At 61.2% G+C, this 24,912-nt stretch carries 22 protein-coding genes and 1 pseudogene; 9 read left to right on the forward strand and 14 right to left on the reverse strand.

Features of this window, described 5'->3' with window-relative positions:
• Window positions 1-220: 220 nt before the first annotated feature.
• On the forward strand, window positions 221-4,039 hold the full coding sequence (locus tag BM346_RS16015) for a DUF1631 family protein (RefSeq protein WP_092015543.1): 3,819 nt from the start codon (window positions 221-223) through the stop codon (window positions 4,037-4,039).
• Window positions 4,040-4,061: 22 nt separating this feature from the next.
• On the opposite strand, the gene BM346_RS16020 is transcribed toward BM346_RS16015, so the two are convergent.
• The 3 genes from BM346_RS16020 to BM346_RS16030 form a co-directional block, all read right to left on the reverse strand.
• Entirely contained in the window at window positions 4,062-4,907 is an 846-nt protein-coding gene (locus BM346_RS16020) for a pirin family protein (RefSeq protein WP_092015546.1), read from the reverse strand.
• Between the two features lie 136 nt (window positions 4,908-5,043).
• A complete protein-coding gene (speD, locus tag BM346_RS16025; protein WP_092015549.1) occupies window positions 5,044-5,835 on the reverse strand; it encodes an adenosylmethionine decarboxylase in 792 nt (263 codons plus the stop codon).
• A gap of 259 nt (window positions 5,836-6,094) precedes the next feature.
• Window positions 6,095-6,514: an OsmC family protein gene (locus BM346_RS16030; protein ID WP_092015552.1), complete on the reverse strand. Its 420-nt coding sequence runs from the start codon at window positions 6,512-6,514 to the stop codon at window positions 6,095-6,097.
• 287 nt (window positions 6,515-6,801) lie between these two features.
• Here BM346_RS16030 and crp point away from each other — a divergent pair, with 287 nt between their 5' ends.
• Together crp and BM346_RS16040 are read left to right on the forward strand one after the other, a co-directional pair.
• Window positions 6,802-7,443 carry a cAMP-activated global transcriptional regulator CRP gene (crp, locus tag BM346_RS16035; RefSeq protein ID WP_092015555.1) on the forward strand — a complete coding sequence of 214 codons (642 nt, stop codon included), beginning with the start codon at window positions 6,802-6,804 and terminating at the stop codon, window positions 7,441-7,443.
• Window positions 7,444-7,494: 51 nt separating this feature from the next.
• On the forward strand, window positions 7,495-8,430 hold the full coding sequence (locus tag BM346_RS16040) for an alpha/beta fold hydrolase (protein WP_092015557.1): 936 nt from the start codon (window positions 7,495-7,497) through the stop codon (window positions 8,428-8,430).
• On the opposite strand, the gene BM346_RS16045 is transcribed toward BM346_RS16040, so the two are convergent.
• Both BM346_RS16045 and BM346_RS16050 read right to left on the reverse strand, forming a co-directional pair.
• Window positions 8,427-9,167, reverse strand: a complete 741-nt coding sequence (locus BM346_RS16045; RefSeq protein WP_092015560.1) for a glutathione S-transferase family protein — start codon at window positions 9,165-9,167, stop codon at window positions 8,427-8,429. The two genes, BM346_RS16040 and BM346_RS16045, sit on opposite strands and share 4 nt — an antisense overlap.
• Window positions 9,168-9,234: 67 nt before the next feature.
• On the reverse strand, window positions 9,235-9,969 hold the full coding sequence (locus tag BM346_RS16050) for a pseudouridine synthase (RefSeq protein ID WP_092015563.1): 735 nt from the start codon (window positions 9,967-9,969) through the stop codon (window positions 9,235-9,237).
• Window positions 9,970-10,111: 142 nt separating this feature from the next.
• On the opposite strand from BM346_RS16050, the pseudogene BM346_RS16055 reads away from it, so the two are divergent.
• From BM346_RS16055 to BM346_RS16070, 4 genes and pseudogenes are all read left to right on the forward strand, one after another.
• Window positions 10,112-11,107: pseudogene (locus tag BM346_RS16055) on the forward strand (tryptophan--tRNA ligase); the annotation flags it as partial.
• A 220-nt stretch (window positions 11,108-11,327) separates the two neighbouring features.
• Window positions 11,328-13,472 (forward strand): methyl-accepting chemotaxis protein, encoded by a 2,145-nt coding sequence (locus BM346_RS16060; RefSeq protein ID WP_092015569.1) that lies wholly within the window; start codon window positions 11,328-11,330, stop codon window positions 13,470-13,472.
• A 357-nt stretch (window positions 13,473-13,829) separates the two neighbouring features.
• A complete protein-coding gene (locus BM346_RS16065; protein WP_092015572.1) occupies window positions 13,830-14,447 on the forward strand; it encodes a glutathione S-transferase family protein in 618 nt (205 codons plus the stop codon).
• Between the two features lie 5 nt (window positions 14,448-14,452).
• The gene (locus tag BM346_RS16070; protein ID WP_092015574.1) at window positions 14,453-15,067 is read left to right on the forward strand and encodes a DUF4202 domain-containing protein; all 615 of its coding nucleotides are present in this window, start codon (window positions 14,453-14,455) and stop codon (window positions 15,065-15,067) included.
• 54 nt (window positions 15,068-15,121) lie between these two features.
• Here BM346_RS16070 and trpC read toward each other — a convergent pair whose 3' ends face one another.
• The 4 genes from trpC to trpE form a co-directional block, all read right to left on the reverse strand.
• Window positions 15,122-15,934 (reverse strand): indole-3-glycerol phosphate synthase TrpC, encoded by an 813-nt coding sequence (trpC, locus tag BM346_RS16075; RefSeq protein ID WP_092015577.1) that lies wholly within the window; start codon window positions 15,932-15,934, stop codon window positions 15,122-15,124.
• Window positions 15,935-15,943: 9 nt separating this feature from the next.
• Window positions 15,944-16,975, reverse strand: coding sequence for an anthranilate phosphoribosyltransferase (gene trpD / locus BM346_RS16080; RefSeq protein WP_092015580.1), 1,032 nt, complete (start codon window positions 16,973-16,975; stop codon window positions 15,944-15,946).
• Between the two features lie 430 nt (window positions 16,976-17,405).
• Window positions 17,406-17,984 (reverse strand): aminodeoxychorismate/anthranilate synthase component II, encoded by a 579-nt coding sequence (locus BM346_RS16085; protein ID WP_092015583.1) that lies wholly within the window; start codon window positions 17,982-17,984, stop codon window positions 17,406-17,408.
• Window positions 17,985-17,999: 15 nt separating this feature from the next.
• Window positions 18,000-19,487, reverse strand: coding sequence for an anthranilate synthase component I (gene trpE, locus BM346_RS16090; protein ID WP_092015586.1), 1,488 nt, complete (start codon window positions 19,485-19,487; stop codon window positions 18,000-18,002).
• Between trpE and BM346_RS18120 the strand changes: the two genes are divergently transcribed.
• Window positions 19,486-19,632: a hypothetical protein gene (locus BM346_RS18120; protein ID WP_167812585.1), complete on the forward strand. Its 147-nt coding sequence runs from the start codon at window positions 19,486-19,488 to the stop codon at window positions 19,630-19,632. The genes trpE and BM346_RS18120 overlap by 2 nt on opposite strands.
• Before the next feature lie 87 nt (window positions 19,633-19,719).
• Here the strand turns inward: BM346_RS18120 and BM346_RS16095 are convergent, their stop codons facing one another.
• Window positions 19,720-20,409, reverse strand: coding sequence for a phosphoglycolate phosphatase (locus tag BM346_RS16095; RefSeq protein ID WP_092015589.1), 690 nt, complete (start codon window positions 20,407-20,409; stop codon window positions 19,720-19,722).
• A 14-nt stretch (window positions 20,410-20,423) separates the two neighbouring features.
• A complete protein-coding gene (rpe, locus tag BM346_RS16100) occupies window positions 20,424-21,098 on the reverse strand; it encodes a ribulose-phosphate 3-epimerase (RefSeq protein WP_092015592.1) in 675 nt (224 codons plus the stop codon).
• A gap of 246 nt (window positions 21,099-21,344) precedes the next feature.
• Between rpe and BM346_RS16105 the strand changes: the two genes are divergently transcribed.
• On the forward strand, window positions 21,345-22,259 hold the full coding sequence (locus BM346_RS16105; RefSeq protein WP_167812584.1) for a DUF3530 family protein: 915 nt from the start codon (window positions 21,345-21,347) through the stop codon (window positions 22,257-22,259).
• A gap of 17 nt (window positions 22,260-22,276) precedes the next feature.
• On the opposite strand, the gene BM346_RS16110 is transcribed toward BM346_RS16105, so the two are convergent.
• The 3 genes from BM346_RS16110 to BM346_RS16120 are packed head-to-tail and all read right to left on the reverse strand — an operon-like array spanning window position 22,277 to window position 24,779.
• Entirely contained in the window at window positions 22,277-23,029 is a 753-nt protein-coding gene (locus BM346_RS16110; protein WP_092015595.1) for a DnaJ domain-containing protein, read from the reverse strand.
• 14 nt (window positions 23,030-23,043) lie between these two features.
• A complete protein-coding gene (gene murU, locus BM346_RS16115) occupies window positions 23,044-23,724 on the reverse strand; it encodes an N-acetylmuramate alpha-1-phosphate uridylyltransferase MurU (RefSeq protein ID WP_092015598.1) in 681 nt (226 codons plus the stop codon).
• The gene (locus BM346_RS16120; protein ID WP_092015601.1) at window positions 23,721-24,779 is read right to left on the reverse strand and encodes an aminoglycoside phosphotransferase family protein; all 1,059 of its coding nucleotides are present in this window, start codon (window positions 24,777-24,779) and stop codon (window positions 23,721-23,723) included. The genes murU and BM346_RS16120 overlap by 4 nt, the downstream gene beginning before the upstream one ends.
• Window positions 24,780-24,912: the final 133 nt, after the last annotated feature.

Consider the following 24,912-nt stretch of genomic DNA (forward strand, 5'->3'; position numbering starts at 1 on the left):
GGGCTGGGACGGAACCGTGCTGGCCCCCTGTTTAACACGGGTTGACATTCAGAAACCTTTTGAAGCGCTATACTGGCAGGGCTCAACGCTGTTCGGCACGGTTACCGGTCAGTGCCTGTCAGCGCCGGATACGACACCGCAGGCATCCATCCCGTCTGCCCAAAGGGAATCGCCCCATCGTCATCGATGACGCTGGGCTTTATCAAAGATCAGGTAGTTCATGGATCCGAAGGAACGACGCTCCAGTCCCCGACGCCCCATCAAGCTTGCCGCCCAGGTTGATCTTGGCGAGGCGGGGGTGTGGCCATGTCAGATTGCGGACTTCTGTGCTGAAGGGCTGTTCGTTCGGTATTCCGGCGACACCTCGGAAAAAATCCGCACTCACCTCCAGGCCCGTCCGGGGCACGATCTTTCAATCTTTTTTCGCACGGCCGACGGCCGGGACCGTCATGAGCTCAAGGCCCGTCCGGTCCGGCTTATTGATGGCGCGATGGGTGTCGAGTTCACCCGTTCCAGCCCCCAGGCCGTGGAGGCCATGCTGAGCCAGTGCGGAGCGGACAGTACCCTTCAGGAGCGCTCGGCCCTGAAGCCACCGAGTGAGCGTGTCCAGTTTGTCCTTCACCAGTGTGCCCGGGCCGTGAGTCAGCATATCGAGCCCCTGATGACGGACTGCTTTGCGGGTATGGCGGAGAACCTCCGTCAGGCGGCCCTGAAAGCAACGAACGACCAGCAGGCCAATGAATACATGGACGCCGCGGCACAGGTCGAGGCCCGCCAGCGTTCGGTGTGGCTGCTGATGTCCCGCTACCTGGATTCCCCCCTGAAGCCGGCCCGGGACAACCAGAATGCCAGCAGCCTGTCCCTGGTGGACAAGGGCGAATTCGAGGACTGGCTGGCCATCAAGGTAATGGTGACAAAGGCCGATACCCTTTATCGGGCGGAGTTGCTCCAGTTGCGGATGCGGCTGGATCGGCTCGGAGTCACCAATGCTACCGGTCATCAGAATCCGCTCGGGCCTTCTCTGATCTGTGAGGCCTTCCGAATTGGCCTTGAAAGCCTGCGCACCAGCCGTGGAGTGGAGAAGGTCTGCCTCAAGACCTTCGAGTCCCTGGTTCTGCAAAAGGTCGGCCCGCTTTACCAGGAGCTGAATCAGATCCTGATTCGCCATGGCATTCTGCCAGACCTGGATCTGAGTCGTTACCTGAGCGAGCGGAAATCCCGCAACGGATCGGAGCCGGAGGCCACCGCGAAGATGCCGGAGCCCAAACCGAAGCTGGCGCCGGTGGTCGAGCCCAGGCCTCCGGCGAAGGCTACGGAAAAGGCGGGTGCCGTTACCGCCACCTCCAGCCCCCATCATGACGGCTCCGGGGCCGTAACGGGGGCTCAGCGGGTAACCGGCTTTCAGGATCACATGAGCGTGGCACGGTCCGCGTTCGCGACGGTCCGCAATCTCCTGGACACCCTCAAGAGCAGCAGGACGCAAGCGGCGGAGCCGGCGCCTTTCCCGGAGAATGCACGGCCCCTGTCCCAGGGGGAATTTCACAAGGAGCTCCAGAGTCTCCAGCGGGCCCCGGCAACGGACATCGGCGAGGCGCCTTTGAAGGAGCGGGTCATCGACCAGGTGCGAACCTCAGGCAATCATGCTCTGGATAGCGAGCAGCAGGCCACACTGGATGTCGTCGACCGCTTTTTCAGAAGTGTCGTGGAGAGCCCGAAGCTGTCGGACCACGCCCGCCAGCAGATACGCCAGCTGGAAGTGCCTGTGCTGAAGGTCGTGCTCCGCGATCCGGCCTTCTTCGACGATATCGAAAGCCCGGTTCGCGGTGTGATGAACCGTCTGGCGCAGCTTGGCCAGAAAGATGGCCGTACCAATCCATCTGTGCAGCGCCGGGTCGATGACCTGGTAAGCCGGATTGCCGCCGAGTTCGAGCAGGATACCCGGGTATTCGAGGGCGCCGTTGGTGAGCTGGATACCCTGATTGATCGTCAGAATCTCATCTACCGGCGCAATGTGGAGCGGGTCACCGCTGCCGCGGAAGGTGCACAGAAGGTCGCTGAATCCAAGGCTGCAGTCAGCAGGGCCCTGGACGACCGGCTTGGGGGTCGGGACGTGCCCAGGGCGGTCCTCAGCCTGCTTAATGCCGGTTGGCGGGATCTGCTGTCACTGACCTGGATACGGCAGGGGCAGGACAGCTCGCTGTGGCAGGACTACCTGTCGGTGGTGGATACCCTGATGGCCTTCGCCGATGACCCGGACATCGACCTCAACCTGTCAGAGCTGCTGCGGTTGATTCAGGAGGGCCTGGGTTCCATATCCTCCAATCACCTCCCTGCATCCCAGGTGCGGGAGGAGCTGAAGCATTTCCTGGTGCGCCGGCCCGAACAGCCGGTGGAACGGGTACCGGTGCCCCGGGCGGAGCCACCGGAGTCCGCTGAGCAGAAGCAGCACGAACGCCTGCAGCGCCGGCTGCAGCGCTGGATTGCCCGGGCCCAGAAGCTGCGCACCGGCGACTGGTTGCGCGACCAGACCCGACCAGAGAATCCCCAATACATCCGCCTTGTCTGGATTGCCCGTGGTTTCAATCGGTTTGTGTTCGTCAATCATCAGGGCATGCGGGTTGTGGAACTGGAACTTGTGGCCCTGGCCGAGCAGATGCAGAAGGGCATTATTGTGCCCGACACCCAGTATGAAAGGCCGCTGGTGGATGAGAGCATTGATCGCATGGTGCGCAAGGTCTATGACCAGTTGTCCTGGGCATCCACCCACGACGAACTGACCGGGCTGCTGGAACGACGGGAGTTCGAGCGGGTCCTGGAGCAGCAACTCAGCCTCAACGAGGATGAGCGGACCCTGGTGAGGCTGGATCTGAGACAGTTTCGTCTGCTCAATGACACCGCCGGTTCAGCCGCCGGTGACGAGGCACTGCGGCGGGTGGCGGATCTCCTCAGGGAAAGGGTGACCGAGGGGATGCCCCTGGCCCGCCTCGGAGGAGATCAGTTCGGGTTCCTGCTGGCGGCTGAGAGCGCGGAAGTGACCGTCCACGGCATCATCCGCGCGGTGGAAGCCCTGGAACTGAACTGGAAGGGACGCAGGTATGCCCTGTCTGCCAGTGCCGGACTGGCGTCCCAGTTGCCGGTACTCACCACTGCCGAGCGGTGGCTGAGGGCCACCGAGGAAGCCTGTAAACTGGCCAAGGTCCGTGGAGCCGGCAAGTACATGGTCTACAACCTGGAGCAGGAGCACTACGACCTGCAGGAGCAGATCGCGGCAAAGGTTGCGGCGCTGGGAGATCTGGACGAGGAGCGGATGCTGCTGCGGTGCCAGAAGATCATACCCCTGCACAAGCACGCCCGGCTGCCGACCCAGTACGAAGTACTGATCAGCATGTACGACGATCAGGGTAACCTGATCACGGCGGCGGACTTCGTCCGTACAGCCGAGCGCTATAACCGGATGCAGTCGGTGGACCGCTGGGTTGTGGGCTACATGCTGGACTGGCTGATGGCACGCCAGCCAAAGGGCGGTCGCCCTGTGGGCGATGATGGCAGTGAGCCGGGCTATTGCATCAACCTTTCCGGCTATTCCCTCAACGACGAGTCGCTGCTGGAGTTCATCTACAACAAGCTGAGTGAGCAGGACGCCCCGATCGAGCGCCTGTGGTTCGAGATTACCGAAGCCGCGGCCATTCGTGATGTGAATTCCGTGGCGGAGTTCATTGCCGAGATGCGCGAGCTGGGATGCCGCTTCTGCCTGGGCAATTTCGGCGCCGGTCCCACATCCTATCAGTACATGCGCAGTCTTCCGGTGGACATGATCAAGCTGGATGGCGGGTTTGTCGGTGATATTGCCAACAATGAGACCGACCAGGCCATGGTGCGCTCGATGGTGGAGATGGCTCACTACCTGGACCGGGAGGTGATCGCCACCCACGTGGAGAGTCGGGAGGCGCTGGATGTCCTGCGCAGGCTCGGCGTGGACTACGGCCAGGGCTACGGGATTGAGAAGCCCAGGCTGCTGGAGAGCCTGGGCACCCCCTGATCAGCGCCAGGCGCCCTGAGAGTCAGGCTGTGAGCCGACCGCCCTGAAAGTCACGCAGAGCCTGCTCGATTTCCTCACGGCTGTTCATGACGAAGGGGCCGTACTGCACCACAGGTTCCCCGATGGGCCGCCCGGCTATCAGCAGCAGTCGGCTGCCCTCATTGCCCGCTTTCACCCGCACTTCGTCGCCATCTCCTAATACTGTCGCGGCCTGGTGGGCCATGGCCTCTCCGGCAACTGAGGCCTTTCCCTCATAGAGATACAGCAGACCGTTGAGGTGACCCGGCAGGGGCAGGGCCAGTTCGGCATTGGCATCGAGTTGCAGGTCGGCGTACAGCGGTTCTGTGTAGCCTCCTGTCACGGCTCCCTCATGCCGGACGCCGCCCAGTGCCAGACGCCCGGCGATCAGGCGGATGCTGGCCCCGCCGTGGCGGATCAACGGGATCTCCTCCGGCTGGATGTCCCGATACCCCGCCGCCTTCATCTTTTCCGCTGCCGGAAGATTCAGCCACAGCTGGAAGCCGCGCATGACGCCTTCCTCCTGCTGGGGCATTTCCGAATGGACGATGCCACGGCCCGCGGTCATCCACTGTACGCCGCCATTTCGCAGGTTGCCGCGATTACCCAGGTGGTCCTCGTGGAGCATGTGCCCCTCGATCATGTAGGTGACGGTCTCAAAACCACGGTGGGGGTGTGCCGGAAAGCCGGCCAGGTAGTCCTGGGGCTGGTCGGAGCCAAACTCGTCCAGCATCAGAAAGGGATCAAGCCTTACCAGCTGGGTCTGACCCAGTGAACGACGGATACGGACACCGGCTCCGTCGGACGTTTCGATGGATGGTATGACACGCTTGATGGAACGGACTGTCATGGTTGCCTCCTCAAATAGTAACTGTCTTCTATTAGACGGCGAGGGGAGGGAGGAAGAAACCGAAGAATTCTGGCGGGACTGTTCAGTAAATCTGAAGAAAGATCTGCGGCGGCCAGCGAGGCCGCCGCAAAAGGCCCTATTCCACGTTGCGGGAGTAGAAAATCTCAAGCATTTCCCGTTTCAGGCGCTCTTCGATGGAGCTGGCTTCGGCCGGGTCCAGTTCCTCGGCGTTGACGCCGAAAACGTAGTTGTCCAGCCTGAAGTTCTTCAGCATCATCTTGGTGTGGAACATGTTCTCCTGGTACACGTTGACGTCGATCATCTGATACGCCGCCTGGGTATCCTCGGTCAGGTAGTTCTGGATCGAGTTGATGTCATGGTCAATGTAGTGCTTGGTGCCATCTACATCCCGGGTGAAACCCCGGACCCGGTAGTCCACCGTCACCACGTCGGAATCAAAGCTGTGGATCAGGTAGTTCAGTACCTTGAGGGGCGAGATCAGGCCACAGGTGGACACGTCGATGTCCGCCCGGAATGTGCTGATGCCCTCGTAGGGGTGACTTTCCGGATAGGTGTGGACCGTTACGTGGCTCTTGTCCAGGTGCGCCAGGATGGTATCCGGCAGCGGGCCCGGTGATTCCTCGTTGTCCGGCGACCCGTCGCTGAGCTCATGCTCGGCGATCAGCATGGTAACGGAGGCACCGTGGGGCTCGTAGTCCTGGCGGGCGATATTGAGCACGTTGGCCCCGATGATCTTTACCACATCAGTGAGAATCTGGGTCAGCCGCTCGGCGTTATACATCTCGTCAATGTAGTCGATGTAAGCCTTGCGCTGTTCTTCCGTCTGAGCGTAGCAGATGTCGTAAATGTTGAAGCTCAGGGATTTGGTCAGGTTGTTGAACCCGTGCAGCTGGAGTTTTGATTCCATGATCAGCCCCTCCGGATGATGGAGATGAATAATGACAGAGTCGTCCATTCCTCACGGATGGTTCGATCTGCTGAGGCCGCCACCGACTACTGACCTGGCTGTACAGCTTTTGTGCAGACCGGCGGAGAAGGGTGCGTATTATGCCTACCGCAATGGCGTTTTAACAGAGTTCCGCACCACATTTTAGCATCCAGGAGGGCGTCGCCAGGCCGGTCCCAGTATACACCGGTAGAGCCGGGGCAGCGGAGGATGCAATGGCTCAGGCCTCACGGATTTCGTAACTGTGGGTCAACTCGACCCCGGCCTTTTCCAGCATGATGGAGGCGGAACAGTATTTTTCGGCCGACAGGCTGACGGCACGCTTGACCAGGTTTTCCTTGAGCCTGTTACCGCTGACCACGAAGTGGAGATGGATTTTCGTGAACACGGCGGGAATGGCATCGGCGCGCTCGGCTTCCAGCTCGGCGTGGCAGGCCGTGACATCCTGGCGGCTTTTCTTCAGAATGCTCATGACATCAAAGGATGAACACCCCCCGAGACCCATCAGCAGCATTTCCATGGGACGGGGACCGAGATTCTCGCCACCGTGATCCGGTGGTCCGTCCATCTGAATCTCATGGCCGCTGCCACTGGTGGCCTTGAAGCTGGCATTTCCGGTCCAGTTGATTGTTGCTTTCATGATAAAGTATTCCTCGAATAAAGCGCCTGGCCCGGAATGCTAGCATAAAGCTGTAAAAACCTGTGAAATGCGTCTCTGTTGAGACTTGCGTTGTGGACGCTCTGTCGGGCTCGGCTTAAGATCGTGAGGCATAAGGTTATTTCGTCCTGAAAAGCGACATACCCCAAGGAGATGCGATCCGGCGCGATTTCGTCGGTCGTTAAAAAGAACAACAAGTCTGCAGGAGCGCGGACCCACCAACGGAATACCCAGGGATTGGCGAAAGTTGAGGAGGCACGACACATACCATGGCTACCATTGTCCGGCCCGTTGAGCAGAAGACCAAGCACCTGGACTATTTCCTGTCCCAGTGCCACCGTCGTCGTTACCCGGCGAAAAGCACCATTATTTATGCCGGGGACAAGAGCGACTCTCTTTTCTTTATTGTCAAAGGTTCCGTTACGGTCATCATCGAGGATGAGGACGGACGGGAAATGATCATGGCCTACCTGAATGCCGGGGATTTCTTCGGCGAGATGGGGCTGTTCGACAATATGGACTCCCGCAGTGCCTGGGTAAAAGCGAAAACGGAATGTGAGGTGGCGGAGATCAGCTACACTAAATTCCGGGAAATTGCCCAGCAGGACCCCAGGGTGCTGTACTTCATTGGCGAACAGATGGCGACCCGCCTTCGCCAGACAACCCGCAAGGTGGGTGATCTCGCTTTCCTGGATGTCACCGGGCGCGTGGCACGTACCCTTCTGGATCTGTGCAAGGAGCCCGATGCCATGACCCATCCGGACGGGATGCAGATCAAGATCACCCGGCAGGAAATCGGTCGCATTGTGGGCTGTTCCCGTGAGATGGTGGGGCGCGTGCTGAAGACTTTGGAAGAGCAGGGCCTGGTGCAGGTGAAAGGCAAGACCATGGTGGTCTACGGCACCCGCTGATTCTGGCGGTGCGATCCCCCAGGACACCTGGCCGGTCAAAAAAGGAATGTTATGACGATTGGCCGCTTGGCCGGCCTGACGGCGCTGCTTGGCGTGGTGCTGCTGGCCGGTTGCTCCCAGTATGATGTTTACGAATGGTTGATTGAGCGGGAACGGGAGAAAGCCGGGCTCACCCTGGAGCAGGTCACTGTGGATGACCTGTCGATTCATTATCTTTCCCGCAGCCCGGATGATGCCGAACGCACCCTGTTGATGATCCATGGCTTCGGGGCCAATAAGGATAACTGGGTGCGCATGGCCGCCCATCTGCCGGATGACTACCGGTTGCTGATCCCCGACCTGCCAGGTCACGGCCAGAGCAGCATTGCCTCCTCCGCCGATTACACCGTTGAAGCACAGACCGAGGCTCTGAAAAAGTTCCTCGACAGGTTGGGGGTCGAGCGTGTGCACATGGCAGGAAACTCCATGGGCGGGGGCATCACAGCCTTCTTCGCCAGCCGCTATCCGGACCGGGTGGCCACCATTGCACTGTACTCGCCCGCCGGTTCGGATCACTACCCCTCCCAGCTGGACGACGCCCTGGCAGAAGGTGACAACCCACTGGTTGTCCGTGAGCCCGGGGATTTCGACAAGCTGATGGATTTCGTTCTGGAGAAACGTCCCTTCGTGCCCTGGCCCGTGGCCTCGGTCATGGAGGAAAACGCCATTGCCCGGCAGTCCATCAATGACCAGATTTTTGAAGCCATCGTCCTGTCCGCCGTCGATTTTGAGCTGGAAGGCATACTCTCTTCCATCAAAGCACCGACGCTGATTGTCTGGGGCCGAGAAGACCGGGTGCTGGCCCCGGAAAACGCCCGGGTATTTGACCAGGCGATTGAACAGTCCAGGGTCGTGTTACTGGAAGGAGTGGGGCATGTGCCCATGCTGGAGGTGCCGGAGCGATCCGCCGACCTCTGGCTGGAGTTTATCCATGCCCAGGGAAACTAGCGGTGCTCCCTGTAACAATCGGCGACTGGTTCCAGCCGTTCCCGGTTATCCTGGCGCCACTGCGCCATGGCTTGAGGCAGTCTCTGTGGTTTTGGCCAGGGCACAGGATATTGCTCGGGCATGAATAGCGGTGCAAACAGGGCGCCGGCCGTCAGGTCCGCCCGGCTGAAGCTGTCGCCGGCCAGATAGCGGCCACTCCGGTAGATATCCCCGATCTCATCCAGCAGGTCCTCCACAACACTCTGCGCTTTGGCGGCGGTTTTCTCATTGATGCGCATCATCTCCCGCATGGTTTCTTCCACCCGGCTGAAGGCAAGGCGAATCAGGTAGGCGTTCCAGAAGGGGGTTTTGGCCGCCAGAAGCGGGGCTACCAGCTTCGGCCGCTGAAGCAGGTGGTGATAGGCAAAGGTGCGAACCGCCGGCCCGGCCTCGTCGTCCAGGCGCTTTTCCCAGGCCAGGGCGTCCCCCCGGGCTTTACTGTCCGCTGGCAGCAGCGCCGGATCCGGTGAGATTTCCTCCAGGTGGTCGAGAATGGCGGCCGACCCCTGGATAACATGGCCGCTGTCCACCAGCACCGGCACGGAGGTGACTTTCTGACCGGTCAGCCCGCGGATGGTCCTGACGTGCATGCCGGGCAGCAGATACTTCGGCTCGTGGGCAATACTCTTGAGGTCCAGTGCCCAGCGAACCTTCTCGGAATAGTGGGATATAGCGAATTGGTAGAGTTCGATTGGCATGGACGGAGTGACTCCTGAGGTCCTGGTTGTTCGCCGCTGGGGTCGGATGCGACCGGATTGGCTGTCATCATAGCAAATCGCAAGACCAGTCAAAGGTCGAGCAGACTTTCCGGAAAGCGTCCGGCAGGGGGGCCCGGCAGATCATTGGGCGGCCGCTGACCGGGTGTTGGAATGCCAGCCGGCTGGCATGGAGGTAGAGACGACTGTCGCCGAACTCGCGGGCAAAGGCGCGATTGTGGGGCCCTTTGCCATAACTGCTGTCGCCGATAATGGGATGGCTCAGATGCTTCAGATGGCGCCGAAGCTGATGGCGGCGACCGGTGCGCGGGCGGCAGCGGACCAGGGCGTAACGGCTGGTGGGGTAGCGGCTGTCAACAGTCCAGTCCATGGTTACGGTCGCCAGCCGGTAATAGAGGGTCAGCGCATCCTGGGCCTCGCCCGCGAGGGTGCGGCGGGATCTGGTGTCGTCCTTCAGGGTCAGGGGATGCCGGATAATTCCGCCCACGGGTGGGTGTCCCCGGACCACCGCCAGGTAGTCCTTGAGCACTTTATGCGCCTCAAAGGCACCGGCAAGGCTGCGTGCCACTTCCCGGTTCAGCGCAAACACCAGCAGGCCGGACGTGGGACGGTCCAGCCGGTGGGCGGGATAGACCCACTGTCCGAGCTGGTCCCGCAGGATCATCATCGCGGAGCGGGTCTCTTTACGGTCGATCTCGCTGGGGTGCACCAACAGGTCGGCGGGCTTGTCCACCACCACCAGGTGCTCGTCCTGGTGGATCAGCGGCAGTGTTTCCTGGTTCATGGGTTAACGGCCAGTGATTAATGGTGGCATGATAACGATTTCCTCCGGTGACGCCCATCAATCCGTTTGCCGGCCGGGCGAGGTTTGGGTATGGTTCATCCTTTCCAGATTCCCTGAACTTTTCCGGAATGGCGCGACCACCATGAGCAAGACACGAGTACTGACGGGCATCACCACCACCGGCATTCCCCACCTGGGCAACTACGCGGGCGCGATAAGGCCGGCCATCCGCGCCAGTAACGATCCCCAGACAGAGTCCTTTCTGTTTCTCGCCGACTACCATGCCCTGATCAAGTGCCAGGAGCCGGAGCGGGTGCGGGAGTCGGTACGCGCCATCGCGGCCACCTGGCTGGCCTGCGGCCTGGACCCGGAACGGGTGACCTTCTACCGCCAGACCGATGTGCCGGAGATCACCGAGCTCAGTTGGGTGCTGACCACCGTGACCGCCAAGGGCCTGATGAACAGGGCACACGCCTACAAGGCCGCGGTGCAGGAAAACGAAGAGGCCGGCGGCGCGGATCCCGACAGGGGAATTACCATGGGGCTGTTCTGCTACCCGATTCTGATGGCATCGGACATTCTCATGTTCAATGGCGAGAAGATTCCCGTGGGTCGGGACCAGACCCAGCACATCGAGATGGCCCGGGACATCGCTCAGCGTTTTAATTTCCTGTTCGGCGAGACCTTCACCCTGCCCGAGGCGGTCATCGAAGAGTCCGCCATGGTGCTGCCGGGGCTGGACGGCCGCAAGATGTCCAAGAGCTACAACAACACCATTCCTCTGTTCGAGAGCGAGAAGAAGCTCCGCAAGTCCATCAACAAGATCAAGACCAACCTGCTGGAGCCGGGCGAGCCCAAGGATCCGGATAGCAGCGCGCTGTTTGCCATCTATTCCGCGTTCGCCAGCCCGGACCAGATCCAGGCCATGCGCCGGGAATTCGAGAACGGCATTGCCTGGGGCGAGGCCAAGAAGCAGGTATTCGAGTTCCTCAACGAGGAGCTGGCGCCGATGCGTGAAACCTACAACGGCCTGATGGATGACCCCGTGCATCTGGATCGTATCCTGCAGCAGGGCGCCGAGAAGGCCAGGGATCATGCCACACCGCTGATGAGCGTTGTGCGCAGCAAAGTTGGGATTGGCCCCATCGCAGGCTGAGTCGCGCGCCATAACGGGGCAGTTTTTTGGCGTCCGCACGGTTATCGTGCGATTTAACTTGATTTTTCCTTCTTGAGCCCTGATTCCGTTGATGTTTTTTGGGCGTGAAATTTGCTTTATCCGTAAGCGACCCGGTGCACAGCGCACCAGATTGGCGATCAGCCCAGGCTGATTGAAGTACGGACCATCGGATTTCACGCCCATGACACTCAAAAGCGACGCCATGCCCCTCACTCGCAGTGAGCAGCACTGGTTAACCTGGTTTGGCCACAACGGCAAGCTTGCCCTCGGCTGGTCCTGCCTGCTGAACCGCTCCCGATACCAGACCAACGAACAGATCTTCGAGAGTACCGCCCGCACCCGGGTCGAGTTACTGAAGGGTTGGACGGAGAATAAGTGGTCTTTCCTTGAGGCTCTGGCGCAGCGGCTTTCCGTGATTGCTCCCGATCAGGTGCCCCGCCTTCTTGAGGAAAATCGGGGCCGTCTCAGGGACATTGCCGAGCTGTTCGTTATAGACCAGCAGGGCCGGGTAATGGGCTCAACCGCCCGGCCAGTGTCCGACGCCGCCGGGCTGCCGTTGGACGCGGTTCGCCGCGGGTTGTCTGAGCGTTTCCTCCACGGCCCCTACAAGGACGCCGTTACCCTCAGACTGGGACCCACGACGTCCCGCTTCCATGATGATGTCACGCTGATGTTCTATCAACCCGTCACGCTGGTGGATGGCAGTGCGGCCGCAGTCTGCGCCCGGGTGCCCAATGATGTGATGAGTGATGTGATACAGCGCGAAGCTGGCCACGTCTTCGAGGAATCCGGTGACAACTACATCTTCATGCAGGAGAGTCACTTCGACCCTTCGATTCTGCCGGGGACCGCGCTTTCGCGTTCCCGCTTCGAGGACGCCACCTTCAGTCATGGCGACAACCTGAAGGATGGCATCCGCACCGGCTTCGGCACTCTCAAAATTCACCATCACACTGAATTTGAAATCCGCTTCACGGATCCGGCGACACGCCAGCTCCACCCGGGTGTCAGGGAAACCATGGCGAGGGGTGAAAATCTGTTTGTGAAGTACCCGGGATACTCCGATTATCGTCACATCCCTGTTATCGGCAAGGGCGTGACCTTCAGTCTGCCTGGATCACCGGATCGCTGGGGGATGATGTGCGAGGCGGATCTTGAGGAGGTCTATCGGAGACGGTCCGTCGAATACCAGTTGACCGTGCAGGTCGGTTGGCTCCTGGTGCTGCTGTGGGGTGTGAACCTTGGGTTGGCATTCAGTGGCGTTCCCCTCCTCCTGGAGGCGGCGCTGAATGGCCTGGTGATGCTGGGCGGGCTGACTCTGTATCGGTTCGGTATGGCGCAACCACTGACGAAAAGGCTGGGAGCCCTGGCAGACATCGTTCGTGGTATTGCAGAAGGCGGTGGTAACCTGAGTCAGCGGGTGGACCTGAGCCGTATGAAACGGGATGAGACCGGCGATCTGGCCCGCTGGATGAACAGCTTTATTGATAGCCTGGATGGCATGGTGGGGCAGGTCATTCAGTTGGCGGCCAATTCCGGGCGGGCCAGTGAGGCTTTATTGGAGCAGAACCGGTTAGCTGAAGAACGGATCATGGCGGTCCTTGAGGAAATCGACGCCATGCTCCAGGGCGCCGATGGCCAGCAGCAGCAGATTCGCAGTGCATCCGCCACGGCCCACGATGTGAGGACCACCATGGACGAAGTGGTCACCAGTGCCCGCGAACGTCTGGCGCAGGTGAGTCAGGAAACCAATGCGGTACGGCAGGTCATCAGCGATTCTGCAAAAAGTATCCAGGGAGCAAACGACCGAACCCGGGAGATCGCGGATATGGCAGGCATTATTGATGAAATCGCTGATCAGACCAATCTGCTCGCACTCAACGCTGCCATCGAGGCGGCTCGTGCCGGCGACCACGGCCGGGGCTTTTCCGTCGTTGCCGATGAAGTCCGCAAGCTGGCGCACCGGACCACGGACGCCACCCGTGAGATTGGTGAGCGTCTGGGGATGGTTCAGGCAGAGACCCGGCAGGCGGTAATTACCATGGAGCAGGGCATGGCTGACATGGAAGAACGTCTCCGCCAGACCGAGGCGGCAGCGGAGGACAACTCCCAGCTGACGGATGTGGTCGATCGTCTGTTCTCGGCCATAGACACCATTGCTGAAACCGGCGAAGCCCAGGGCCGCCGCACCGCGACCGTTGACGCGGGAGCTCGGGAAATGACCGCCGTCATAGCACAGCTGACCGGCAAGGCAGAGCAGACCGGCACTGCGGCTCGCAAGTTGCAGGCGCTGACGGGGCAGTTCCAGGTTACCCAGGCGAGCTGACTGTCATCAGGGCGGCGCATCTGTGTGGCGGACCGGGCAGATGACGTGCAGCGGCGTATTCTGCAATTGACGTCCAGCCGGCGGATTCCGGTGAAGCTGTTATCTCCCCCTGGTCACTGCAGTGGCTCAGCTTCGGATCGCGGGCCAAGAACGGCCCGGCGCGAATCCACCCCCCTGCCGGGGCGCCTACTGCTGGGAATGGCCACTGCTGGTTCATCCGGATGCCGGCCACGATCTGCCCCTCGATGATCCACAATGGATTATGGATCAGTTTCAGTCAGTTGCTTGACGCAAACCCCTTTGCGCGCCAGTCTGTAAAACCTGAAAACCTGTGTCCAATCACGAGGCTCCGTAACAATGAAAATCTACGAAACCAGAACCGCTCCCAACCCACGGCGCGTGCGCATGTTCATGGCCGAGAAAGGCCTGCTGGACAAGGCCGAGTTCGTCGAGCTCGACCTGCAGAAAGGGGAGAACCTGACCCCGGAGTTTGTTCAGAAGAACCCCATGAAGAAAGTGCCGGTGATGGAGCTGGACGATGGCGCCTGTATTTCCGAAACCATGGCAATCTGCCGCTATTTCGAGGAGGCCTATCCGGATACCCGCCCGCTGCTGGGAACCAGCGCTCTTGAGAAAGCCCAGCTGGAGCAATGGCTACGCTGGATCGAGTACTACCAGTTCATGCCCACCGGTATGTGTTTCCAGCACTCCACCGGTTATTTCAAGGATCGGATGACGCCCGTAAAGGAGTGGGGCGAGGAGTGTGCCAAGCAGGTGGCCAGCTTTTATGGCTTCCTGAACGAACACTTGGAAGGACGCGACTACATTTATGGGGATGATCTGACGGCGGCGGATATCAACGCTTTCTGTGCGGTCGAGTTCGCCAAGGTCATGAAGATACGGATCGAGCCGGATCAGTTGCACCTGCAGGCCTGGTATGAGCGGATCAAGGCGCGCCCCTCGGCAAAGGTATAACCGCCATGAGCACCGACAGCCCCCTAAGCTGCACCCTGGACGCCATAGATGCGGCCAACCGGAAGGACCCCAGCGTGGAAGTGGTGGACGGTCAGTCGCTTCCCCGCGAATATGCCTACAGCCTGCACATGACCCGCTGGCTGCTGGCACTGGAGACGGCGCCGTCGGAGCGCATGCAGATCGCCTGCCGGGCCCAGCACATCGAGCGCTGGACCCGGCCCCGGGCTGACTACCCGGAAGGCCGCAAGGGCTACTATCAATGGCGCCAGGATTGCGGTCGCTTCCATGGCGAGCGGGCGGCCCAGCTGATGGGCGAGTGCGGATATCCGCAGGAGGAGTGTGGCCGGGTCGCCACCATCCTCACCAAGCGGGAACTGCGCAATGATCCGGATACCCAGCTGCTGGAAGATGTGGCCTGCATGGTTTTCCTGGAGCGCTATTTCGCCGATTTCTACCAGGACAAGGCGGATTACGACAAGGAGAAGTGGCTGAGAATCGTGCGCCGTACCTGGGGCAAGATGTCGCCCCGTGGACACGAGGCCGCCCTGCAGTTTGCGGGGAGCATGCCCCATCATCTCCAGGCCCTGTTGCAGGAGGCGCTGTCGGAGTCTTCCGGATAGTGTCCAAAAAGCACCGGCGGCGGCTTTTCCCCTGGTCGCCGGCGTGTTTCTGACTTACCCGAACAGCTCCCGTAATTTTTCCCCCGGCTCCTCCGCCCGCATGAAGGACTCGCCCACCAGGAACCCATAGATTCCCCGGTCGGTCATGGCGGACACATCCTCGCGGTGCAGAATACCGCTCTCGGTGATGGTGAGCCGGTCACCGGGAATCCGTTCGTGCAGGTCAAAGGTGGTATCGAGGGACACCTCAAAGGTATGCAGATTGCGGTTGTTGATGCCCACGAGGGGAGTGTTCAGGGTGAGGGCGTCATCCATTTCCTCGCCATCGTGCACCTCCACCAGCACGTCCAGGCCGATCTCGTAGGCGATGCCTTCCAGTTCCTGCATCTGGTCTCTGGTCAGGCAGGCCGCGATGAGCAGTATGCAGTCCGCACCCATGGCCCGGCTTTCATACACCTGGTAGGGGGCCACCATGAAGTCCTTGCGAATCACGGCCAGGCTGCAGGCCTTGCGGGCTTCTTTCAGGTAATCCTCGTGGCCCTGGAAGAAATCCCTGTCGGTCAGCACGGACAGGCAGGTGGCGCCGCCTTCCTGGTAGCTTTCGGCGATGGCCGGCGGATCAAACGGCTCCCGGAGGATACCCTTGCTGGGAGATGCCTTTTTGATCTCCGCAATGACGGCTGGCTTCCGGGCTTCTATACGATCCGCCATGGCCCGGGCAAAGCCACGGGCCGGGGGCTGATCGGCGGCTCGCGCCTTGAGGTCACCCTGGGTGGCGCGGCGTTTGCGCTCGTCGATTTCTTCCCACTTGCGGTCCACGATCTTGCGCAGGATCGTGGGGGTGCGGTCGTTATGTCGGTTGGTCATATCGCTTGCTCAGTCGAAACAGTGGGAGAAGTCGGCCAGCTCGGACATCTTGCCGGCGGCCAGGCCGCTGCCCATGGCGTCGAGGGCCATGTCCACGCCCATTTTCGGTGTTGTGGCAAGACCGGCGATATAGATGGCAGCTCCGGCGTTGAGGGCGATCATGTCGCGGGCTTTTTCGGCCATCTCGTCATGACCACGACCAAAGGCCGCCCGGATCAGGGCCAGGGACTCATCGGAGGTTTCCACACTCAGGCCGACGATGGACTGGCTCTTGATGCCCAGGTCTTCCGGAACAATATCGTACTCGGTGATCTCGCCATCCTTCAGTTCGGCCACATGGGTACTGCTGGCCAGGCTGATTTCGTCGAGGCCGTCCTTTGAACATACGACCATGATGTGCTCGCTGCCCAGTTTTTGCAGCACCTCCGCCACGGGGCGACACAGCGCGGGGGTGAATACCCCAAGCAGCTGGCGCCTGACCCCGGCGGGGTTGGTCATGGGACCCAGGATATTGAATATGGTCCGGCAGCCCAGTTCCTTGCGGGGGCCGATGGCATGCTTCATGGCACCGTGGTGGCTGGGAGCGAACATGAAGCCGACGCCGATCTGCTCCACGCAGCGGGCGACGTGCTCGGGGGTCAGGTTGAGGTTCACTCCGGCCTTCTCCAGCAGGTCGGCGCTGCCGCTTTTGGAGGAAACGGCCCGGTTGCCGTGCTTGGCGACGAAACCACCAGCGGCCGCGACCACGAAGGCGGAAGCGGAAGAGACATTGAACAGGTTGGCGCCGTCGCCGCCGGTGCCGACTATGTCCACCAGGGGGTCCGCATTGACGCTGACCCCGGTTGCCAGCTCCCGCATGACTTCGGTGGCGCCGGTGATTTCGTCGATGGTTTCGCTTTTCAGGCGCAGACCCATCAGGAAGGCGCCGATCTGGGCATCAGTGGCCTCACCTTTCATGACGATGCGCATGACCTCTTTCATTTCTTCCCGGTTCAGGTCCAGGTTCGAGGCGATTCGGTTCAGGGCTTCTTTCATGTCCATGGTCTGGTGGGCCTCTCGCTTTTGATTCTGTCTGTACTTGGATTCTGGTTTGGGTGGCTGGCCGGTTGATGCCGGAGCCTTCCAGTCTGGGTGCCTGGCCGGGAGGTGGTGGGGGAGTTTTCTCCGCCGCAATTCACGGTCCGTCCCTGGACCGGCCTTGCTCCGCGCCATCCATGGCGCTGCTGCGAAAACTCCCCCACCACCTCCCGTCCGACGAGCTCCGTTCAGGATTCATGCAGTTTATGGCGGTACTTTTCCCGGACCTGCGCACGTGCTCGCGGCCTGCACAGAGGGCGGGGTGGGGGATTATTTTCCCGGACCGTCGGCAGCCAGGGATGGCTGCCGTCGAGCCCCACATGGATGTGCTCGTGGGCGTGTCCGGGAAAATGATACCGCTCCCCGTCCGATCAATCCGACTGGCAACCAGCCTTCAGGCCCGCAAAAAGTTCCTCAATAACTCATGTCCTTCCTCAGTCATAATAGACTCAGGATGAAACTGCACCCCCTCAATGGGCAGCGTCTTGTGCCGAACCCCCATGATCTCCTCAATGGAGCCATCCTCATTGCGGGTCCAGGAGGTGACCTCCAGGCACTCCGGCAAGGTCCGCTTGTCCACCACCAGGCTATGATACCGCGTGGCCTGCAACGGGTTGCTCAGCCCCCGGAACACCCCCGTATCGGAGTGGAAGACCGGCGACACCTTGCCATGCATTACCTGCCCGGCACGAATCACATCGCCGCCGTAGACCTGGCCAATGGCCTGATGGCCCAGGCAGATGCCCAGTATGGGCAGCTTGCCGGCGAAATGGCGAATGGCCGCCATGGAAATGCCCGCCTCATTGGGCGTGCAGGGCCCCGGTGAAATCACCAGACGCTCTGGTTTCAGGGCCTCAATGTCCGCTACCGTAATCTCATCGTTCCGGTATACCTGAACGTCCGCACCCAACTCTGCCAGATACTGGACCACGTTGTAGGTGAAGGAGTCGTAGTTATCGATCATTAACAGCATGGTGGATCCCCCGCCTCAGTGGTCGAAATCGTTGTAGGTCATGGCAACGGCCCGGAAGATGGCCCGGCCCTTGTTCATGGTTTCCTTCCACTCAAGGCGAGGCACCGAATCCGCCACGATTCCGGCACCGGCCTGGATATGCAGGGTCTTGTCCTTGATGACCGCCGTGCGAATGGCAATGGCGGTGTCCATGTTGCCGTTGAACGACAGGTAGCCCACGGCGCCGCCATACACACCACGCTTCACCGGCTCCAGCTCGTCGATGATTTCCATGGCACGGATCTTCGGTGCACCGCTCAGGGTGCCGGCGGGCAGGGTCGCCCGGAGCACATCCAGGCAGGAGGTGTTCTTTTTCAGGCGCCCGGTAACGTTCGACACGATGTGCATGACGTGGGAATAACGCTCCACGATCATCCTGTCGGTCAGTTTTACCGTTCCGGTTTCGGAGACACGTCCGGCGTCGTTGCGCCCCAGGTCGATCAGCATCAGGTGCTCGGCGATTTCCTTGGGGTCGCCCAGCAGTTCCTTCTCCAGTGCCTTGTCCTCGGCGTCGGTGGCGCCGCGTTTGCGGGTGCCGGCGATGGGGCGGACGGTCACTTCCCCGTCTTCCACCCTGGCCAGGATTTCCGGGGAGGACCCGACGATATGGAAGTCCTCCAGGTCCAGGAAATACATATAGGGTGATGGATTGAGCACCCGCAGTGACCGGTAGAGGTTCAGGGGCGGCGCCTCGAAGGGGATGGACATGCGCTGTGAGATCACCGTCTGCATGACGTCACCATCGAGCACGTAGTCCTTGATGCGGTCGACAGCCTTCTCGAACCGGTCCTGGCTGAAGCCGGAGATGAACTCGCTCTCGTCCACGGTCTTGCCGCGGAGATGGGCCGGGGTGCGAGGTGCATCGGCGGTCTGGCGGTGCAGCCGATTCTCCAGTTCGTCGATGCGGCCCAGGGCCTGGTTATAGGCGCCCTCGACGGATGGGTCGACGTGAACGATAAGATGCAGTTTTCCCCGCAGGTTATCGAACACCACGATTTCGTCAGACACCATCAGCAGGATATCCGGGGTGCCGATTCTGTCCGGCGGGCAGGTGTCGCTCAGCCGTTTCTCGATATAGCGCACCGTGTCGTAGCCGAAATAGCCCACCAGGCCGCCGTTGAAGCGGGGCAGGTCCTCAAGGTCCGGGGCGTTGAAGCGGGCCTGGTACTCTTCCACAAAGGTAAGGGGGTCATCCCGCCGGGTCTCCTCCACCACCTCGCCATCACGGGTGACGGTGATGGACTGGCCGTGGACCTTCAGGATTTCCCGGCTGGGCAGGCCGATGATGGAGTAGCGGCCCCACTTCTCGCCGCCCTGGACCGATTCGAACAGATAGGAGTAGGGCCCGCTGGCCAACTTGAGATAGGTGCTTAGCGGGGTGTCCAGGTCCGCCAGGACCTCACGGTAAACGGGAATGCGGTTGTAACCGGCCGCGGCGGTGGCGGCGAATTGATCGGGTGTCATGATGCGTTCCTGCCTGAATTCTGATCTGCGTTTTCCGCTGTTCCGTCAGTCGCGGATGCGGCGATTGTGGCTGGCGGGCATGACCGCTCAGCAGGGCTTTCTCAGCCGGTGCGCCATCGCCACCATCGTGTGGCGCGGGTGGTGAGAACACCACCTGATGCAGTCAGATTCAGTCCCTGCACGGCAGGAATCTCCCGAAAAGAAAGGTTCACGGTAAAAAGTCCCTGTGAGGTTACAAAAGCTCGGTCAGTGAATCAACAACCACGTCAGCGCCGAGGTCGTCCACCGGCGCTCCGAAATTGTAGCCGTAGCGAACAATCACCGACGGCAGGCCGGCGTTTCGGGCGGCTTCCACGTCGGCGGCGGAATCGCCGATCATCACGGTATTCCCGAGATTGCCCCCAAGAGCGTGCATGGCCAGCAGCAGGGGGCCCGCATCCGGCTTCCTGACCGCCAGGGTATCTCCGCCGACCGCCCTGTCGAACCAGTGTTCCAGCCCCATCTGCTCCAGCAGTGGGCTGATGAAGCGCTCGGGCTTGTTGGTGACCACTCCCATACGGCAACCCTGTTCATGCAGGTGTCGCAGGAAGGGCTCCACTCCTTCATAGACAGTGGAGTGCGCGCCGTTGAGCTCCTCATAGGAGTTCAGGTAGTGGTTCAGGGCGTCATTGACCAGAGCGTCGTCCAGGGGCTCTGCGGCCCGCCAGTCGACACGCCCGGTCAGGGCACGGCGAACCAGCTCCTCGGAACCATTGCCCACCCAGTGGCTTACCTTTTCCGCATCCACCGGCTTGCGGTCGAAGGTTTCCAACATGTGGTTGACCGCAGCGGCCACGTCCGGAGCGCTGTCCACCAGGGTGCCGTCAAGATCGAACAACGCGACCCCGGGCCACTGGTGCGTAAAAGTGAATCTCGCTTCCATGGTGTCGGTGTACCTTATCCGGCCCTGGCGATCTCGGCGCGCATGGCGTCGATGGTGGCCTTGTAGTCATCGGTATTGAAGATGGCGGAGCCGGCAACAAAGGTGTCGGCGCCAGCTTCGGCAATCTCACGGATGTTGTCCGCCTTCACGCCGCCATCGATCTCCAGGCGGATTTCCCGTCCGCTGTCGTCAATGCGCTTGCGGGCCTGGCGCAGCTTGTCGAGAGTACCGGGAATGAATTTCTGACCACCAAAGCCGGGGTTCACCGACATCAGCAGAATCATATCCACCTTGTCCATGACGTAGTCCAGGTGACTCAGGGGCGTGGCGGGGTTGAACACCAGCCCCGCCTTGCAGCCACCGTCACGGATCAGCTGCAGGGAGCGGTCGACATGGTTGCTGGCCTCCGGGTGAAAGGTGATATAGCTGGCGCCGGCGTCGACAAACATGCGGATCAGGTCGTCCACCGGAGAGACCATCAGGTGCACGTCGATGGGGGCGGTAACGCCATGCTTGCGTAGCGCCTCGCAGACCATCGGGCCTATGGTCAGGTTCGGGACATAATGGTTGTCCATGACATCGAAATGAACGATGTCGGCACCCGCGGCGAGGACGCTGTCCACTTCCTCGCCCAGGCGGGCGAAATTGGCAGAGAGGATGGAAGGTGCAATCAGTTCAGGCTGTTTCATCGTGCTCTCGTTTGCATGGTTGTCGCGATCCATCGGCGGATCGCGAAGGCATGTCTGGCCCGCAGTGACAGGAACTCCGGTCGGATGTGCAGCACCTGGGTGAGCGCACAGCGTGACCGGGGCTTTGTGATAAAATTTCCTGACACGTTCTGGACCCGCTCCAGAACCTCGCATTCTACCAGCTCCCAGTGGGGATTGTCCGTGGCACTATCCGAAATCCGAAGCCGTTGTTCAGGTGGTTGCGCCGTGGCACTGCCAGCTCTTCTGGCGCTGCTCTTCAGTGGCATGCCAATGGCCCAGGACGGGGCATCCGGGAACGGCGGGGAGCCGGTGGCAGACGACGAAACGCCCCAAGTGGCGCCGCTGGAGCGGGTATTCATCCAGTCCGGATCCGGGCAGGGGGCACTGGCCCAGCGTTATCCCCATCTCGCAGTCTGGCTCGAGCCGGAGGACTCCCCCCGGGTCCTGGCCCTGGTGGAGCGGGAGTCAGCAGGGCAGGCCAATGGAGCGGTCATTATCATCGGTGATGAGGGCGACTCCGCCAATGCGCCTTTGCTTGCAGCCATGCGCGAGAAGCTCACGGAAGCCGGGTGGGCTGCCATGACGCTGGGCATGGATTCGCCCTCCCTGGCCCTGCAACAGGCCCGGGATCACCATGCCCGCTCGGAGGACGAAAAGGCCGCCGGGCAGCCGCAGTCTGACGGGCCGGTGATGATTGATGTCAACAGCCAGGCGGTTGCCGACCTCCTGCAAGCTCATCGCGACAGCATGAATGCCGTGTTCGAGGCGGCTACCGGATGGCTGGCCGAACGCGGTTATCAGGAAATCGTGCTGGTGGGAATCGGCCGTGGCGCCGCAGCGGTTCATGGCTACCTTCCGCAGGCGCCCTCCTCGGTGCGCAGGGCGGCCTGGGTGGCGGCCGACTTCGGCCGGCAGACCGGAGAGACAGTTCTCGAGGGGCTGTCCGCTGTCGACGGACTGGCATTGCTTGATCTGTACAGTTCGCGGGGATCCGGCATCCAGGATCGCAAGGCGGCCTTTTCCCGCAGGCAGTGGCAAGACTACACAGCCCTGCCTGTCCCGACGGACCCCCAGCTCCGGGCGTTGAGGGCGGGATCGGTGGTGAACCGTCTGGTGGGCTGGCTGATGCCGTCCCGATAACGCCCCCCGGCGTGTTCTCAGCGGGTCAGCCGGTCCCGGCGCTTGATGACATCCCAGGCCTGTTGCAGGCGGAGTAGTTGATCCCTGGCCCGAACCTGTTCCGGCGGACTCAGATCCTGGCCCAGCTTGTCCGGGTGGTAGCGGGAGACCTCGCGGCGGTACGCTCGCTTGATCTCGGCAAAACTGGTCCGTGCGTCGACTCCCAGAATCCGGTAGGCATCCTGCAGGGTTTCGGGTTTGGGCGGTGGTTCGCTGATCCAGACATGCTCCCGGTACCAGCGGGAAAGATAGTCAATGGCAGCCATGGGCAATTCGAGCCGGAAGAAGGCATCCTCGCAGCGATACCGCCGGGGTTTCCGGGGTGGGCCCGGCAGCTGCGCCCCATGAAAGAGACACAGGCCAATCAGCAGGCGCTTTCGCAGGTGGGTTCGCCCCAGCAGGCGCCAGAGTACCAGTCGTATACCCGGGAGGTCGGTGCAGTCGCGGCCCTGCTGAAAATGCCGGATTGCCTGGCGACGTGTCTTTCCTGAGAGTTCCAGTCCAACCATCAGGTTCTCCGCATAGCGGATATCGCTCTCGGTGACGCGACCATCCGCCTTGGCGATGTAACCGAGGCAGAAAAAGAGAATGCGGCGTCCTCCCCGGGACAGGGTATGTTCCGCCAGGAGCTTGCTGGGCTGATGGTGGTGACCGTCGAATTCAGCAAGCAATTCGTCGAGGCGGTCCCGGAGACCTGATGATAATGCCTGTGGTTCACGTCCACTCATCATACTGAGGCCTGGCGTCAGAGCGCGTTCTGCTTCCTGAGTAACTGGTCGAGCTGGTCAAGGCGTTCCGGCGTTCCGATGTCCAGCCATTGGCCCCGGTGGTGAAGCCCCGCCACCTCGCCGCCTGCCATTGCTTCCCTCAGCAGGGGCGCAAGTTTACGGTGTCCGGGGTTCAGACCCTCGAACAGGGAGGCGTGAAGCAGGCTGATGCCGGTGAATGTGAGGCGATCTCCCTCCCCGTGCTCCAACCTGCCGTCCGGTTGCAGGACAAAGTCGCCCCCGGGATGGTGGGGCGGGTTGTCCGTCAGGACCAGCAGGGCCTTGCCCTGAGTCGGAGGGCTGAGTCGGGTCAGGTCGAGATCGTGCCATATATCGCCATTGATCACCAGGAACCAGCTGTCATCATCGGTCAGCAGTGGTAGCGCCTGGATGATGCCGCCCGCGGTTTCCAGGGGGGCATCCTCGCGGGAGTACTGAATGGTGACGCCATAGTCACCGCCATCCCCCAGGTACGACTCTATCTGATCGCCAAGCCAGGCGTGGTTGATAACCAGCTCGGTCAGCCCGGCAGCCCGCAGCTTGCGGATATGATGCACGATGAGCGGAGCGCCGCCGGCTTCCAGCAATGGTTTTGGCGTTGTCAGCGTGAGGGGGCGCATTCGTTCCCCCTTGCCGGCGGCGAGGATCATGGCTTTCACTCGGGCGGCCGCTGCACGTAACCGTCGTCCTCGGAGCGGGTGGCGAGCTTGTGGTGGATCTCAGGAACGACCTCATCCCGCAGCCATTCGTGGAAGCTGCGGAGCGCCGGAAGGGGTTCGCTCGCCTCCACCAGGTAGTGGACCGTTCTCGGAATGTCAGCCAGGTAGCCGTGCTTGTCGTCCCTCAGGGAAAGCCGCGCGAAGATGCCGGCAGCCTTGAGGTGGCGCTGCATGCCCATCAGGTCGAACCACTGCTGGAACGTGTCACTGTCAGCCTTGTGCAGCCCGGCTTCGAAGCTCATCACACGGAAATCCTCGAGCCAGCCATTGCGGCGGCCAGGAGGCCATTCGATGTAGCAGTCCTTGAGCAGTGAGGCCACGTCATAGGTGACCGGGCCCCTGACCGCGTCCTGGAAGTCGACGATGCCCGGTGCCCGGGTGCCCGGACGGACCAGCAGGTTGCGGGAATGGTAGTCCCGGTGGACGGTGACGGTGGGTTGGGCAAGAGCGCTCTCTTTCAGGAAAGCGAAGGTGGTTTCCAGCATGCTCCACTCATCGGTGCTCAGCTTCATCTGCAGCAGGCCTTCGAGCAGCCATTCGGGGAAGAGATTCATTTCCCGGTCCAGAAGCGCCTCGTCGTAGGCGGGGAGGGTGTAGTCCGGATTTTCCGGGAGTTGCTGGATCTTGAGCAATTCTTCCAGGGCGCCGTGGTAGAGATCGTCGGCAGTAATACCGTTCATCCGCCCCAGCATCAGCTGGTCGCCGAAGTCCTCCAGCAGCAGGAAGCCCTGATCCAGATCCTCCGCGAGAATGTCCGGAACGGCGATACCATTCTCGCGCCAGTGGCGTGCAATAGCCACGAACGGACGACAGTCCTCTTTTTCCGGCGGAGCGTCCATGGCGATGACGGTGGTCTCCTTGCCGTGGCTGTCTTTCTGACTGGCACGGAAGTAGCGGCGGAAGCTGGCATCGCCGCTCACCGGCGACAGATGGGCATGCTCAAGACCGGGATGCTGGTGAACCCAGTAGGTGAGTTTTTCCAGACGTTTGTCCATGGAACCTCTGCCATTTGTCAGTGAAGTGGTTCGGAATTCGCATTCCGTTCGTCACGCCTGAGTATAACCTGCGTGCCCTGGCCCGTCATGGAACCCGCGGACAAGCGCGTTAACAACCCCTGCCCAGCCGTGT

The sequence above is a fragment of the Marinobacter daqiaonensis genome (genome assembly GCF_900115285.1).
GTDB classification, from domain to species: Bacteria; Pseudomonadota; Gammaproteobacteria; order Pseudomonadales; family Oleiphilaceae; genus Marinobacter; species Marinobacter daqiaonensis.

Bases quoted from the DNA above. Each gene is read 5' to 3' on its own strand.
- BM346_RS16015 (WP_092015543.1), top strand. From the start codon at position 221: ATGGATCCGAAGGAACGACGCTCCAGTCCCCGACGCCCCATCAAGCTT.
- BM346_RS16020 (WP_092015546.1), bottom strand. From the start codon at position 4,907: ATGACAGTCCGTTCCATCAAGCGTGTCATACCATCCATCGAAACGTCC.
- speD (WP_092015549.1), bottom strand. From the start codon at position 5,835: ATGGAATCAAAACTCCAGCTGCACGGGTTCAACAACCTGACCAAATCC.
- BM346_RS16030 (WP_092015552.1), bottom strand. From the start codon at position 6,514: ATGAAAGCAACAATCAACTGGACCGGAAATGCCAGCTTCAAGGCCACC.
- crp (WP_092015555.1), top strand. From the start codon at position 6,802: ATGGCTACCATTGTCCGGCCCGTTGAGCAGAAGACCAAGCACCTGGAC.
- BM346_RS16040 (WP_092015557.1), top strand. From the start codon at position 7,495: ATGACGATTGGCCGCTTGGCCGGCCTGACGGCGCTGCTTGGCGTGGTG.
- BM346_RS16045 (WP_092015560.1), bottom strand. From the start codon at position 9,167: ATGCCAATCGAACTCTACCAATTCGCTATATCCCACTATTCCGAGAAG.
- BM346_RS16050 (WP_092015563.1), bottom strand. From the start codon at position 9,969: ATGAACCAGGAAACACTGCCGCTGATCCACCAGGACGAGCACCTGGTG.
- BM346_RS16060 (WP_092015569.1), top strand. From the start codon at position 11,328: ATGACACTCAAAAGCGACGCCATGCCCCTCACTCGCAGTGAGCAGCAC.
- BM346_RS16065 (WP_092015572.1), top strand. From the start codon at position 13,830: ATGAAAATCTACGAAACCAGAACCGCTCCCAACCCACGGCGCGTGCGC.
- BM346_RS16070 (WP_092015574.1), top strand. From the start codon at position 14,453: ATGAGCACCGACAGCCCCCTAAGCTGCACCCTGGACGCCATAGATGCG.
- trpC (WP_092015577.1), bottom strand. From the start codon at position 15,934: ATGACCAACCGACATAACGACCGCACCCCCACGATCCTGCGCAAGATC.
- trpD (WP_092015580.1), bottom strand. From the start codon at position 16,975: ATGGACATGAAAGAAGCCCTGAACCGAATCGCCTCGAACCTGGACCTG.
- BM346_RS16085 (WP_092015583.1), bottom strand. From the start codon at position 17,984: ATGCTGTTAATGATCGATAACTACGACTCCTTCACCTACAACGTGGTC.
- BM346_RS18120 (WP_167812585.1), top strand. From the start codon at position 19,486: ATGATGCGTTCCTGCCTGAATTCTGATCTGCGTTTTCCGCTGTTCCGT.
- trpE (WP_092015586.1), bottom strand. From the start codon at position 19,487: ATGACACCCGATCAATTCGCCGCCACCGCCGCGGCCGGTTACAACCGC.
- BM346_RS16095 (WP_092015589.1), bottom strand. From the start codon at position 20,409: ATGGAAGCGAGATTCACTTTTACGCACCAGTGGCCCGGGGTCGCGTTG.
- rpe (WP_092015592.1), bottom strand. From the start codon at position 21,098: ATGAAACAGCCTGAACTGATTGCACCTTCCATCCTCTCTGCCAATTTC.
- BM346_RS16110 (WP_092015595.1), bottom strand. From the start codon at position 23,029: ATGATGAGTGGACGTGAACCACAGGCATTATCATCAGGTCTCCGGGAC.
- BM346_RS16120 (WP_092015601.1), bottom strand. From the start codon at position 24,779: ATGGACAAACGTCTGGAAAAACTCACCTACTGGGTTCACCAGCATCCC.